The organism is Pluralibacter gergoviae ATCC 33028 = NBRC 105706, assembly GCF_001598855.1.
GTDB classification, from domain to species: domain Bacteria; phylum Pseudomonadota; class Gammaproteobacteria; order Enterobacterales; family Enterobacteriaceae; genus Pluralibacter; species Pluralibacter gergoviae.
The window spans coordinates 78601-91517 of sequence record NZ_BCZS01000007.1 but is presented as its reverse complement, the minus strand read 5'-3'; the positions used below and the strand labels follow the sequence as shown (position 1 = coordinate 91517).

13 protein-coding genes are annotated in these 12917 nt (G+C 54.1%); 11 read left to right on the top strand and 2 right to left on the bottom strand.

The window, feature by feature from the left end; genetic code table 11:
* Nucleotides 1–19 precede the first annotated feature (19 nt).
* The 8 genes from flgL to ENGE1_RS09455 all read left to right on the top strand — a co-directional run bounded on the left by flgL (nucleotide 20) and on the right by ENGE1_RS09455 (nucleotide 7817).
* Nucleotides 20–943, top strand: a complete 924-nt coding sequence (gene flgL / locus ENGE1_RS09490; protein ID WP_048253457.1) for a flagellar hook-associated protein FlgL — start codon at nucleotides 20–22, stop codon at nucleotides 941–943.
* A 323-nt stretch (nucleotides 944–1266) separates the two neighbouring features.
* Complete coding sequence (locus ENGE1_RS09485) at nucleotides 1267–1998, top strand: RNA polymerase sigma factor FliA (RefSeq protein WP_043086398.1); 732 nt, start codon at nucleotides 1267–1269, stop codon at nucleotides 1996–1998.
* Nucleotides 1999–2412: 414 nt separating this feature from the next.
* Entirely contained in the window at nucleotides 2413–2760 is a 348-nt protein-coding gene (gene flhD, locus ENGE1_RS09480; protein WP_234450324.1) for a flagellar transcriptional regulator FlhD, read from the top strand.
* Nucleotides 2761–2782: 22 nt separating this feature from the next.
* Entirely contained in the window at nucleotides 2783–3331 is a 549-nt protein-coding gene (gene flhC / locus ENGE1_RS09475) for a flagellar transcriptional regulator FlhC (RefSeq protein WP_043086400.1), read from the top strand.
* Between the two features lie 126 nt (nucleotides 3332–3457).
* Nucleotides 3458–4345: a flagellar motor stator protein MotA gene (gene motA, locus ENGE1_RS09470; protein WP_043081913.1), complete on the top strand. Its 888-nt coding sequence runs from the start codon at nucleotides 3458–3460 to the stop codon at nucleotides 4343–4345.
* Nucleotides 4342–5301, top strand: coding sequence for a flagellar motor protein MotB (motB, locus tag ENGE1_RS09465; protein ID WP_071883318.1), 960 nt, complete (start codon nucleotides 4342–4344; stop codon nucleotides 5299–5301). The genes motA and motB overlap by 4 nt, the downstream gene beginning before the upstream one ends.
* 3 nt (nucleotides 5302–5304) lie before the next feature.
* Complete coding sequence (gene cheA / locus ENGE1_RS09460) at nucleotides 5305–7269, top strand: chemotaxis protein CheA (RefSeq protein ID WP_048253456.1); 1965 nt, start codon at nucleotides 5305–5307, stop codon at nucleotides 7267–7269.
* Between the two features lie 26 nt (nucleotides 7270–7295).
* Nucleotides 7296–7817, top strand: a complete 522-nt coding sequence (locus ENGE1_RS09455) for a chemotaxis protein CheW (protein ID WP_043081915.1) — start codon at nucleotides 7296–7298, stop codon at nucleotides 7815–7817.
* 206 nt (nucleotides 7818–8023) lie between these two features.
* Here the strand turns inward: ENGE1_RS09455 and ENGE1_RS09450 are convergent, their stop codons facing one another.
* Together ENGE1_RS09450 and ENGE1_RS09445 are read right to left on the bottom strand one after the other, a co-directional pair.
* A complete protein-coding gene (locus ENGE1_RS09450; RefSeq protein ID WP_048253455.1) occupies nucleotides 8024–8746 on the bottom strand; it encodes a DUF2829 domain-containing protein in 723 nt (240 codons plus the stop codon).
* 229 nt (nucleotides 8747–8975) lie between these two features.
* Nucleotides 8976–10085: a FliC/FljB family flagellin gene (locus ENGE1_RS09445; protein ID WP_043081918.1), complete on the bottom strand. Its 1110-nt coding sequence runs from the start codon at nucleotides 10083–10085 to the stop codon at nucleotides 8976–8978.
* Between the two features lie 443 nt (nucleotides 10086–10528).
* Between ENGE1_RS09445 and fliD the strand changes: the two genes are divergently transcribed.
* Genes fliD through ENGE1_RS09430 form a run of 3 tightly spaced genes read left to right on the top strand, consistent with a single transcriptional unit; the run spans nucleotide 10529 to nucleotide 12789 of the window.
* Nucleotides 10529–11992, top strand: coding sequence for a flagellar filament capping protein FliD (gene fliD, locus ENGE1_RS09440; protein ID WP_043081919.1), 1464 nt, complete (start codon nucleotides 10529–10531; stop codon nucleotides 11990–11992).
* Nucleotides 11993–12050: 58 nt separating this feature from the next.
* Nucleotides 12051–12458, top strand: coding sequence for a flagellar export chaperone FliS (gene fliS, locus ENGE1_RS09435; protein ID WP_043081920.1), 408 nt, complete (start codon nucleotides 12051–12053; stop codon nucleotides 12456–12458).
* The gene (locus ENGE1_RS09430) at nucleotides 12451–12789 is read left to right on the top strand and encodes a flagellar protein FliT (RefSeq protein WP_230677240.1); all 339 of its coding nucleotides are present in this window, start codon (nucleotides 12451–12453) and stop codon (nucleotides 12787–12789) included. The genes fliS and ENGE1_RS09430 overlap by 8 nt, the downstream gene beginning before the upstream one ends.
* Nucleotides 12790–12917 lie beyond the last annotated feature (128 nt).

Sequence of the window (12917 nt, the reverse complement as noted above, 5' to 3'; positions counted from 1 at the left end):
CATAAGGAAAGAAAGCATTATGCGTCTTACCTCCTATTACATGTTTCAAAATAATATTGATAGCCTTTCTAACGCGATGAAAGCGAAGAACGACGTGGGCACCTGCCTTTCCGCCCAGCGTTCATTATTACGTCCCTCGGATAATCCTGCCGGTGCGTCGCAGGCGATTGCCTATCAAAATACGCTGTCTACCATGAGCGAATATGATACCGCCCAGGGATATGCCAAAGATGCCCTTGAGCTGGAAGATAATACGCTGAGCTCGATAGGTAATCTGCTGACGAAAAACCTGAGCGAGAAAATTGTTCAGGGTGGTAACCAGGCATTATCCGATGCCGACCGCCAGGCGCTGGCAACCGAACTTCAGGGTATTCGCGATAACCTGCTGGATCTGGCGAATACCAAAAACAGCAACGGCCGCTATATTTTCTCAGGCTATAAAACCGGTACGGCGCCCTTTAATAAAGACGGCAGCTACGCGGGCGGCGATACGCCGATGACGCAAAAGGTTGCCGACAGCACCGAAATGCAGGTTGGCCACACCGGCAGCGATGTCTTTATGAGCGGGTCTTCTGACGATCTATTTAAAGCCCTCGATAATGCGATTGCTGCGCTGAATAAGCCGGTGTCCAGCGATGCCGACCGCGAAGCGCTGAAAAGCGTACTCGACCAGAGCAATGTGAGCATCAAAAAAGGCATTGATAACCTCGGCAGAGTGCAGGCCGAAGTGGGCACCAGCCTGCAGCATATTGACGGACTGTCGATGAGTTCGGCCACCGATCGCATCAACGTCGAGTCCCGACTGCAGCAAACGGTCGGCTCCGATCCCGATACCATCACTACCATGATCACCCGCTATCAGATGGCCGACTTCGCTCTTGAGAGCTCGGCGAAGGTTTTTCAGAGCATGCAAAATCTGAATATTTTTAATTATCTGAAGTGATTTAACATTAATCGCAATTAATATGCGCATTAATTTAACCACATAGTGATACATCGTTGATACATTTTACATTAATGATCGCATTGCCTTCGGGCAGGAATGAAATAATCATATTCAGCGATTGACGCTTTCAGGGCATGCGATTGCGTTTTATTTAATCAGCGATTGTAAAGTCTTCGCGGAATAGCCGTAGAAATATTTTTACATGGAATTAGCATCTTTAAGATGGAGATTGGTAGAGATCGTGAGCCTTTTTCAGGCTATTTGATTTCAGAATACTCTCACATAATGTGCTGCATATTATCTGATTAGGTAGTGTGACTGTGAACGGTATTTATACCCAAGATGGAGTAATACAAAAGGACGAGCTATGGACAAAGTATCGTCATATTGTTCGTAATGAAGCGCTGCGCCTTCAGGTCAAACTCCCTGCAAGCGTTGAGCTTGACGATCTCATTCAGGCCGGGACTATCGGCCTGTTGGGAGCGATTGACCAGTTTGATCCAAAGAAGGGCGTTGGGTTGGGCGCATACGTTACTCAGCGTATTCGCTGGGCCATGATTGATGAGCTACGGGAGTATGACTGGGTGCCGCGCCGCGTGCGCAGTAATTCCCGGGAAATATCTGCCGCAATCAGGAAGATTGAGCAGGAGGGTGGGGCTCCTGCAAGCGAGGCAAGCGTTGCAGAAATGTTAGGCGTTTCGTTACATGACTACCAGCAGATGCTGCTGGATACCAACAACAGTCAGGTCTATTCACTGGATGAGTTGCAAGAGGAGTTTGCTGACAATGTACAAATCGTTGATCAGCAAAGCGAAAACAATAATCCACTGAATGAGCTGATGCGCGGCAAGCTGGTGCAGAAAATTGGCCAGGAGATCAAGTTTCTGCCTGAAAGAGAACAACTTTTACTGAGTCTCTACTATCAGCAGGAGCTGAACATGAAGGAGATTGGCGTCCTGCTCGGGATCACTGAAACGCGCGTCAGCCAGCTACATAGCCTGGCAATAAAGCGTTTGCGGGCACGGCTTGATGTCGCGGGTGAGAAACGCTAGCAGCATCATTGATGCAATAATGATTGAATAATAATCCAATACTTAAAAATATTACTTTTTGCGGTGCTATTATATTTTTCGACCAGGGATGTTCATCATCATGAAGAATAGCTGGAGAGTTGAAAATTAGTAAGGTGTGTGACTATTACCGCAAAGACAGTTTATATGTTTACTATGAAGGTAATTGAGTTTCATTATTAACTACTGCTTCAATTATGAACCTCATCACAAAATTGTAATTCTGTTGCGCAACGTTTATTCATTGTTGTCTGTGATGGGATTTACAGCGCAGATATGCAAAATAGCAGCTGTGTCACCTTTATTTTTATACCTGAAGCTAATATTTTTGATGTTTTTTGTTCAGAAACTTAATTTATCCTTGGGGCTGTAGCCTCGTGGCTTGGTAAAAATAAAATGACTATTGGAAACGTTGACGATCAACTTCAGAGAATTCACGACATCAATTTGTCCTATCTTCTACTGGCGCAGCAGCTTATTCGTGAAGATAAATTTGCCGCAGGGTTTCGCCTGGGACTGAGTGAAGCAACTATTGATACAATTAAAGACCTCTCTTTACCGCAGCTCATTAAGCTGGCATCGACGAATCAGCTCATTTGTCGGTTACGCGTAGATAGCGAAATTGTCATCGATAACTTGACGAAAGACTCCAGAATCGAAGCCCTTCAGCAAATTCACACGGGCATTATTTTATCTACCGATTTACTTAACTCGCTCTCAGAGCAACGAGTTGATCCTACATGACGCATTACTGGACTTTATGATTATGACCGAGAAAAGCATTCTCCAGGAAGTCAGGGAAGTTCAAATTGCCATGGATTTGATTAATTTTGGCGCACGTATGCAGATGCTGGAAAGCACGACCAATCTGAGCCGCAGACGCCTTCTACGTCTTTATAAAGAGCTGCGCGGCTGTCCGCCGCCGAAAGGTATGCTGCCGTTTTCAGAAGACTGGTTTATGGCCTGGGAACGCAATATCCACGCATCCATGTTTTACAACATTTACCTCTATTTGCAGAGAACGGAATCAAGCCGACCTATTGAGGCGACAATTAAGGCCTATCGCCTTTATCTGGAACAGTGCCCTGTTTACGAGGGCGAGGCGCCGGTGCTGGGCCTGACGCGTGCATGGACGCTGCTGCGTTTTATCGACTGCGGCATTATTGAGCAGACGGAGTGCTGCATCTGTGGCGGAAGCTTCGTGGTCACCAGCGAACACTCCCGAAGCGCCTTCACCTGTAGCCTGTGCTCCCCACCTTCACGGGCCATTAAGAAAAATAAAATAGCGAACATGCCTGCTGAAATGCATATGTAAGCGTGATTCGGTTGACGGGGAATATCGGTGATATTCCCTGTCCGTGCTGCGATTTATTGAGGTGCATTTTTCATATCTGCTTATTACCGGCGGAGCTGCGGCTTATTCATTTCTGAGGAATTTTTTGTGTTAGTCATTATCGGTTATCTGGTTGTTATGATTTGCGTTTTCGGTGGCTATTCCATATCCGGAGGGCAGCTGGGTGCGCTTTTTCAACCGACAGAATTATTGATTATCGGCGGTGCCGGGCTGGGGGCGTTTATCGTCGGTAATAACGGTAAAGCGATTAAAGCGACCATGAAGGCATTGCCGCACATGCTTAAGGGTACGCGCTACACCAAAGCGCTCTACATGGATCTGATGGCGATGATGTACCTGATGCTGGCGAAAGGGCGTCAGCACGGCCTGATGACCCTGGAAGGCGACATTGAGGATCCGCAGAACAGCCCTATCTTCTCCGCCTATCCCCGCCTGCTTGCCGACGCCACCCTGATGAACTTCATCGTTGACTATATGCGCCTGCTGATCAGCGGCAGCATGAACGCCTTCGAGATGGAGGCGCTGATGGATGAGGATATCGAAACCACCGAACAGGAGCACGAGGTGCCCGCCAGCAGCCTGAACACCACCGGCGACGCGCTGCCCGCGTTCGGCATCGTGGCGGCGGTCATGGGCGTGGTGAACGCCCTGGCGGCGGCCGACCGCCCGGCGGCCGAACTCGGCGAGCTGATTGCCCACGCGATGGTCGGCACCTTCCTCGGCATCCTGCTCGCCTACGGCTTTATCCTGCCGCTGGCCACGCTGCTGCGGCAGAAAAGCAGTGAAGAGATCAAGATGCTGCAGTGCATCAAGGTCACGCTGCTGTCCAGCATGAACGGCTATGCGCCGCAGATTGCGGTTGAGTTCGGGCGCAAGACGCTCTACTCCACCGAGCGGCCAACCTTCCTCGAACTGGAAGAGCACGTTCGCCAGGTGAAAAGCATGTCCACCAGTAAAATGGATACGCCTTCATGAGTAAAAAAAACGAACCTGTTTTTATCGTTCGTAAACGAAAAAGCCACAAGCACGGCCACCACGGCGGCTCGTGGAAGATTGCCTATGCCGACTTTATGACGGCGATGATGGCCTTCTTCCTCGTTATGTGGCTGCTGTCGACCTCGACGCCGCTGCAGCGCGAGCAGATCGCCGATTATTTCAAGATGCCGCTGCGGGTGGCGATGTCGAGAGGCAATAAGGCCAGCCTCAGCAGCAGCCCGATCCCCGGCGGCGGTGAAGATCTGCTGCGCAAAGAGGGCGAAGAGTTCAAGAAGAAGATTGATGAACTCGATAAGCAGAAAAATATCCGCCACCTCAAGCGCGCCCACGAAGAGCTGGAGAGCCTGATCCACAACGATCCGCGTCTGAGCAACTTCCAGTCCAACCTCCGGCTCTCCCTGACGGAAGACGGCCTGCTGATCCAGATTATCGACAGCCAGGATCGGCCGATGTTTAAGATCGGCAGCAAAGATCCCGAGCCCTATATGCGCGGCATTCTCCAGGCGCTGGTGCCGGTGCTCAACAGCGTGCCCAACCGCATTAATCTCACCGGCCACACGGACTCGCTCCCCTACGCCAACGGCGAGCTGGGCTACAGCAACTGGGAGCTCTCCTCCGATCGCGCCAACGCTACGCGGCGGATGCTGGTTGCCAGCGGGCTTGCGGATAACAAATTCCTGCGCGTGATCGGTACGGCCAACATGCTCCATCTGGAGAACATCAAGCCCGACGATCCGCTCAACCGACGCATCAGCGTGCTGGTGCTCAGCAAAAGCAAAGAGAAGACCATCATGAGCGAGGACAACGTGCTGCAGAACGCCGCGGACACGCCGTCCAGCGAAAAAATTCAGTCCGGGCTGAAGGCGATGAGCACGATTTCCGGCAAAGCGACGCCCCCGGCCGGGGCGGAGAGCGGTTCTACAACCAGAGGGTAACGCATGGACATCAGTGATTTTTATCAAACCTTTTTTGATGAAGCCGATGAGCTGATGGCTGATATGGAGAGCCATCTCCTGGCGCTCGATTGCCGGTCGCCCGACAAAGAGCGGCTGAATGCGATTTTTCGCGCCGCCCACTCGATCAAAGGCGGGGCGGGCACCTTCGGGTTCACCGTGCTGCAAGAAACCACGCACATCCTTGAGAACCTGCTGGATGATGCCCGTCGCGGCGAGCTGCTGCTGACCAGCGACATCATTAATCTGTTCCTGGAGAGTAAAGACATTATGCAAGATCAGCTGGATGCGTATAAATCGTCCGAAAAGCCCGACGAGGAGACATTCCGCTATATCTGCGAGGCGCTGCGCAAAATCGCCCTGGAGGCGAAGCAGGGCCATGAGGCGCCCGCGCCGCAGCCGGAGCCCGCGACAACCGCGGCGGCCCCGGCCCCCGGCGGCGATGCGAGTACCTCGCTGCACGTGGCGCTCAGGGGCGTTGCTGAAAAGGATCGCGCCGCGCTGCTCGACGAACTGGGCCATCTGGGCGAAGTGCTTGAGCAGAGCAGCGACGGCGACACGCTGCACGTCCAGCTGCTGACCACCTCTTGTGCCGACGATATTCTGGCGGTGCTCTGCTTCGTCCTTGAGGCCGATCAGATAACTATCGCGCCCGCCAGCGCGCCGCTGGCATCGGCCGCGCCGGAGGCGGCGGACAAAGAGAGCGCGCACCACGACGGTCCGCTCGCCGCCCGGGCTAAGCCCGCCGTGCGCGCGCAGGCCGCCGAAACCGGCAGCCTGCGCGTGGCGGTCGAAAAGGTGGATACCATCATCAACCTGGTCGGCGAGCTGATCATCACTCAGGCGATGCTCTCCCAGCTCTCCGAATCCCTCGACCCGGCGCAGTACGACACCCTGATCGCCAGTATCGCCCAGATGGAGCGCAACGCCCGCGATCTGCAGGAGTCGGTAATGTCGATCCGCATGATGCCGATGGAGTACGTCTTCAGCCGTTTCCCGCGCCTGGTCCACGATCTTGGGCAGAAGCTCGGTAAAGAGGTCGAGCTGACGCTGCAGGGCGGCTCCACCGAACTGGATAAGAGCCTGATTGAGCGCATTATCGATCCGCTGACCCACCTGGTGCGCAACAGCCTCGATCACGGCATCGAGGAGAAGGCGCAGCGCGTTGCCAAAGGCAAATCGGCCCAGGGGAATCTGATCCTCTCCGCCGAGCACCACGGCGGCAGCATCGTCATTGAAGTGATCGACGACGGCGCCGGGCTGAACCGCGAGAAGATCCTCGCCCGCGCCGCCGCCCAGGGCATCGCCATCAACGAAAACTGGAGCGACGAAGAGGTCTGGATGCTGATCTTTGCCGCCGGCTTCTCGACCGCGGAGCAGGTCACCGACGTCTCCGGGCGCGGCGTGGGCATGGACGTGGTGCGGCGCAACATCCTCGCCATGGGCGGCCACGTCGAACTGCACTCCGAGCCGAATAACGGCACCACCGTACGCATCGTTCTGCCGCTGACGCTGGCCATACTCGACGGCATGTCGGTCCGCGTCGGCAGCGAAATCTACGTCCTGCCGCTGGGCACCGTCATGGAGTCGCTGCAGCCGCAGGAGAACGCGCTCTACAACATGGCGGGCGGGGAAGTGATGCTCCAGGTGCGCGGCGAGTATCTGCCTCTGCTCAACCTGCAGCATATCTTCGGCATCGACGGCGACGCCGCAGCTCCCACCGACGGCATCGCCGTGATCCTGCAGAGCGCGGGCTGCCGCTACGCCCTGCTGGTAGACCAGCTTATCGGCCAGCATCAGGTAGTGGTCAAGAACCTGGAGCTGAACTACCGCAAGGTGCCCGGCATCTCCGCCGCCACCATTCTCGGGGACGGCAGCGTGGCGCTGATCCTCGATATCGTGGCGCTGTTTACGCTAAGCAAAAATAACGAACTGGCCGAAAGGCGCTAACTACTGGGGCTAAGCAAGGTATTGGTATGAGTACGACAGGCACGGATAAAAATTTTGGTGATAAAAACGTGGGTAGCGAATATCTGATCTTTACCCTCGGCAGCGAAGAGTACGGCATTGAGATCCTCAAGGTGCAGGAGATCCGCGGCTACGACCGCGTCACCCACATTGCCAATACCCCGGACTTTATTGCCGGCGTAACCAACCTGCGCGGCGTGATCGTGCCGATCCTCGACCTGCGGGTGAAGTTCCGCCTGGCGTCGGCGGAGATTGATGACAACACGGTAACCATCGTCCTCAGCCTCAAGGACCGGGTGGTGGGGATCGTGGTCGACGGCGTATCGGACGTGATGTCCCTGACGGCGGAGCAGATCAAGCCCGCCCCGGACTTCTCGACCCTGCTCTCCAGCAAGTATCTGCTGGGTCTGGGCACTCTCGACGAGCGGATGATTATCCTGGTGGATATCGAGAAGCTGCTCAACAGCGAGGAGATGGATATCGTCCAGCGCCTGGCGGACGAGGAGCCGCAGCATGAGTTTGAGCGGTAGGGGTGAAGCAGGCATGAGGCGATAGTGCCGCCTTTATGCCGGGCGGCGCTGCGCTTGCACCGGCCTACATTTCACGTAATGCGGCGGGGTGCGATTTTGTAGGCCCGGCAAGCGCAGCGCCGCCGGGCGGTGTGGCGAGGATGGGTTTGCTGACGGGTTGTGCGGGCGACGGAGGATGTCGCCCTTTTTGGTTTAGCGTGGAGGTGTTAATCGGCCCATTTGCAGTAGAAACGATGGATTTCATCTTTTGTTAAGAATTTTTTGTGTAGCTCAGGGCATCCATCTATGGGATAGAAATTGACACTGTAGCTCTTATTAGTCGTGGGGCCAGAACCAACAGGCAAAGTATAAAAAACACCATCGACCATGATCGTGACTGGTTTAGATAAAATTTTTGAATAGTAATTCATAGTATTTTCGTCGCTTGGAAAATCTATTACCAAAGCATTAGGGCCGGTATTTCCTGTCCAAAATTGAAACGCTCTGAGATACTGTGCTGGTGTGGTATTTTCTATAATAGTGCATTTGCTGCCTGTAGTTGTTATGGAGTATCCCCAGCAGCTAATATATTCTCCAAGAGATTGACCGTTAGTAATATCAACTACCAACATATAATTAGTGTTGCCAGGTTCACTCGCCAACTCCCCCCAATCCTTCATCTCCATATCCACCTGCGATGGCTGATACGGCACAAAATTTCCCTCCGCGTTGCAGATCTCAATATTGGGCAGATAGTCAAATTTTGTATCCACCGGCACACCGGCCAGGGCGCGCCAGTCGCCGTCCTTCACCGTCTGGCCCGGTTCGCCGGGGTTGAGCACCAGATACATGCTGCGGTCTTTCCACGCCTCGCGGCTGACGCGCTTGCCATTTTTCAGTTCGAGCATCGCCCATTCAAACGAGCCTTCTACTGCGGTTAAATCTGCCATTATTATTCATCAGTATTGATTAAAAAAATTAAGCGCGGACTTTTTTCCGGGCCTGAATATATTCTGCCATTCCGCGGTCGGGAAATAAATTAACCGCCGTTGTGCCAGCGGCGGCAGAAATAAAAAAAGCGGATGAATTGACGGGCGAGAAAAGCAAATAAAAAAAAGCCCCAGCCGGAGAGGGGCTGGGGCAAGGCTCGGTATAACGAACCCCGTAGTCAGTGCTTTATTAACGCAGCAGTGACAGTACGTTCTGCGGAACCTGGTTAGCCTGGCCGAGGACGGTTACGCCCGCCTGCTGCAGGATGTTGGCGCGGCTCATGTTGGACACTTCAGAGGCGAAGTCGGCGTCCTGGATACGGGAGCGGGACTCGGACAGGTTGTTAACGGTGCTGTCCAGGTTGCTGATCACCGAGTCAAAGCGGTTCTGTACCGCACCCAGGCCGGAGCGCAGTTCATCCACCTGCGCCAGCGCCTTGTCGATGGTAGCGAGAGGGTTGGCCGTCGAGGGTTCGCCCAGGCCGGCACCTGCTCTTGTTGCATCGTCCAGCTTGGCGCCATTGGCTTTATAGGTTACTTTGCTATTAGCATCATCCCAGCCTAGATCCACTTTTACGGCACCATCGTCACCAACGGCATAGTAGTTGCCGTCATCCGACTTATACAGCTTCGCATTCGCACCGGCTTCAGCTGTAATGTCTGCAGCAGCATTAAGATCGGTAAGACTCACAGTACCGGCTTTGTCCGCACCGCCAGAATCTTTGACTGTAATGCTGGCACCGTCGGCCTGTTCTTCAGCAGTCATACCTGTCGCCACTTTGAAATCGTCCATACCCAGCGTGGTGGAGTCGATTTTATTCAGCTGAATATCAATGGTCTGGCCGTCGTTGGCGCCGACCTGGATGCTCAGGGACTGATCCTTGCTCAGTACCTTCACGCCGTTAAATTCGGTCTGCTCGGAGATGCGGTTAATTTCGTCCAGACGCGCGTCGATTTCGTCCTGAATAGATTTACGGTCAGAATCGGAGTTGGTGCCGTTCTGCGCCTGGGTGGTCAGGCGGCGGATATTCTGCAGGTTGTCGTTGATCTCGTTCAGCGCGCCTTCAGTGGTCTGGGCGATGGAGATACCGTCGTTGGCGTTGCGCGACGCCTGGCTCAGGCCGTTGATGTTGGCGGTGAAGCGGTTGCTGATCGCCTGACCGGCGGCATCGTCCTTGGCGCTGTTAATACGCAGGCCGGAAGAGAGGCGCTGAATAGCGGTACCCAGGGATGCCTGAGATTTGTTTAAGTTATTCTGTGCGACCAGGCTCAGGGCGTTGGTATTAATGACTTGTGCCATTAGTAGTTCCTCATTACATTAATTACTATTTAAAAAAGATAATAACGTGATGCGCTGTTTCGTTTCGCATGATTTAAATATCGGTGGCGGAAAAAATAACTGAAAAATTTTTTAACGAAAACGCGCTGACTGAGCGCGTTTTAATCAGGGCGGCGGCGCCGTGCCTTTATAGGCGGAAACGACCTTAAAAAAGGTCTTAAAATGTACGGGTAGCGCAATTAAATGAATTGCGCGCATTATTGCAGACAATTCTTTGAATTGTTTTTGGTATGGTGACACATTCTGTAAAAATAGAAAAATGATGCGCTGAAAAGTGCGGAACAATGCATTTCTGCGCATCATAACGTTGCCGTCGTGGCGACAAAAAATTAAACTTTGCGCTATTCAAACCGATATCTATGTGACGTTCCTTAGATTGAGTTAATTAAGCACAGGAGTACACGATGGGAATTTCATCTTTAGGTATCGGGTCCGGGATTGATACCGCCGGGATGCTCGAACAGTTAAAGGCGGGCGAGCAGATGCGCCTGCAGCCCTACACCCTTAAAAAGAGCACCTACAGCGGCAAGATCTCCGCCTGGGGGCAGATCTCCAGCGCCATGTCCGACCTGCAGGCCTGCATTAAAAAGCTCAAGGGCGACGCCTTCAGCAAGATGACGGTCAGTAAAAACGACGCCTTTACCGCCACGGCGGGCAGCGGCGCCACGGCGGATACCCACTCGGTGACCGTACACCAGCTGGCCAGCGCGCACAAAATTAAGACCAAGGGCTTTCCCAGCGCCGACGACCAACTGGGTCAGGCCAACGGCGGCACCCGCAAAGTCACCATCACCACCGGCGACGGCAAAACCACCACCGTCGAACTGAAAGATGACGAAACCTCCCTGTCGCAGATCGCCAAAGCCATCAACAAGGCGGACGGCAACGTTAACGCTACGGTGCAGCGCACCGACGACGGCTATCAGCTGGTGCTTAACTCGAAGACCACCGGCAGCGACGGCAAGATGTCGGTCAGCGTCTCCGGAGACGACAAGCTGGGGGCGGTCCTCAATACCTCCAAAGGCGGCAATCCGGGCGGCGCCGACGATAACGGCGACGCGATGGAGCTGGTGACCGAGGCCAAAGACGCCAAGCTCACCGTCGACGGCAGCGACTACACCCGCTCCTCGAACGACATTAACGACATCATTACCGGCGTAACCCTCGACCTGAAGAACGTCTCTAAAGATGATCAATCAGAGCAGCTGACCCTGACGCCGGACACCTCCGCCGTCAAGGACGCGGTGAAGGACTTCGTTGACAAGTACAACGCTCTGACCAAGCTCACCTCCGCCGCCAGCAAATACGTTAAAAACGACACCTCCGGCCTGGCTGACGATCAGGTGGCGACGCCAAGCGGCCAGAGCGGCATTCTGATGGGCGACTCGACCCTGCGCGGGATGGTCTCCGAGATCCGCGATGCGGTTAACGGCACCTACGGCTCGGGCGATGCGGATATCTCTGCGCTGGCCGATCTCGGCATCAAGGTGGACGCCGCGACGGGCAATATGACCCTTGACGAAAGCAAGCTGGATAAGGCCATCGCGGATAACCCGGACGCCATCAAGAATATGTTCGTGGGCAGCAACGGCGATACCGGCATGGCCTCCAGCCTCAACGATATCGTCACGCGCTACATCGGCGATCCCGATGACTCATCGAAAAAGAAAGATGACAGCATCATTGAGATGGCGACCGACGATCTTAACGCGCAGGTCAAGCTGATGGACGCCCAGATCGACAAGACCCAGAAGCTGATCGATGCTCAGGTCGAGCGCTACCGCGTTCAGTTCCAGAACCTGGATGCCACGCAGTCCAAGCTGACGAACCTCGGCAACCAGCTCACCTCAATGCTGGCTTCGCTCTGACGTAGCCACACACTGACAGCGGCGGAGGCAACTCCGCCTGATAATAAATGGAGACACCGTGTACGCAAAACAGGGGACCGGGGCCTACGCCCGCGTTGATCTGGAGAGTCAGCTGGCCGGCGCGACGCCGCATCAGCTTATTTCAATGCTCTATGACGGGGCGCTGAATGCGGTGCTGCGCGCCGGCATCTATTTTGAAAGCGGCAATATTGCCCGGCGCGGGGAGATGATCTCCCGGGCCATCAATATTATTGAAAACGGGCTGCGCAGCGCCCTCGATCATGAGAAGGGACAGGAGATCACCCGCGATCTGGAGCGACTGTATGACTATATGTCCCGCGCGCTGCTGCAGGCCAACCGGGAGAATAATCCCGCCGGGCTGACGTCGGTAAGCGAAATATTAACGAACCTCGCCACCACGTGGAAAGAGATTGAACCGAGAAAAATACAGGCTCACTATGGCTAAACTTTCGACAGCAGATTATGAACATATTTACCGCCTGAATGCGGACCTCCTGACGCTGGCCCGGCAGGGAAACTGGGATGCGTTTATCCCCCTGGCCGAGCAGTACGTCACCGCGGTCTCCGATATCATTGAGAATTCACCTGCAGAGATGATGGCGCAGGATGAAGAGCGGCTGATTTCGCTGTTTAAGTCATTGCTGAGCAATGAAGATGAAATAGAGCAAGCGCTCAGGCAGCGTCTTCAGTTCCTGAGAAAAGACATGTCCTCGCTGCACAATGGGAAAAAATGCAGTGAAGCCTATGCCCGCCAGTTTACCTCCGTTCGCCACTAATATTCGCAGAGGCCGTTTTCACTGTCTGAAAACGGCCTTCGCATGCCTGATTATTCCACCGCAATTTAGAACCTATCCCATTAGGACTATTTAGCCCCGGGCAGTGCTCGAACAAAATCCGCAGGATT

What these genes read in the sequence shown, in the direction of transcription:
- flgL (WP_048253457.1), top strand. Translation starts at nt 20, where the DNA reads ATGCGTCTTACCTCCTATTACATGTTTCAAAATAATATTGATAGCCTT.
- flhD (WP_234450324.1), top strand. Translation starts at nt 2,413, where the DNA reads ATGACTATTGGAAACGTTGACGATCAACTTCAGAGAATTCACGACATC.
- flhC (WP_043086400.1), top strand. Translation starts at nt 2,783, where the DNA reads ATGACCGAGAAAAGCATTCTCCAGGAAGTCAGGGAAGTTCAAATTGCC.
- motB (WP_071883318.1), top strand. Translation starts at nt 4,342, where the DNA reads ATGAGTAAAAAAAACGAACCTGTTTTTATCGTTCGTAAACGAAAAAGC.
- cheA (WP_048253456.1), top strand. Translation starts at nt 5,305, where the DNA reads ATGGACATCAGTGATTTTTATCAAACCTTTTTTGATGAAGCCGATGAG.
- ENGE1_RS09455 (WP_043081915.1), top strand. Translation starts at nt 7,296, where the DNA reads ATGAGTACGACAGGCACGGATAAAAATTTTGGTGATAAAAACGTGGGT.
- ENGE1_RS09450 (WP_048253455.1), bottom strand. Translation starts at nt 8,746, where the DNA reads ATGGCAGATTTAACCGCAGTAGAAGGCTCGTTTGAATGGGCGATGCTC.
- ENGE1_RS09445 (WP_043081918.1), bottom strand. Translation starts at nt 10,085, where the DNA reads ATGGCACAAGTCATTAATACCAACGCCCTGAGCCTGGTCGCACAGAAT.
- fliD (WP_043081919.1), top strand. Translation starts at nt 10,529, where the DNA reads ATGGGAATTTCATCTTTAGGTATCGGGTCCGGGATTGATACCGCCGGG.
- ENGE1_RS09430 (WP_230677240.1), top strand. Translation starts at nt 12,451, where the DNA reads ATGGCTAAACTTTCGACAGCAGATTATGAACATATTTACCGCCTGAAT.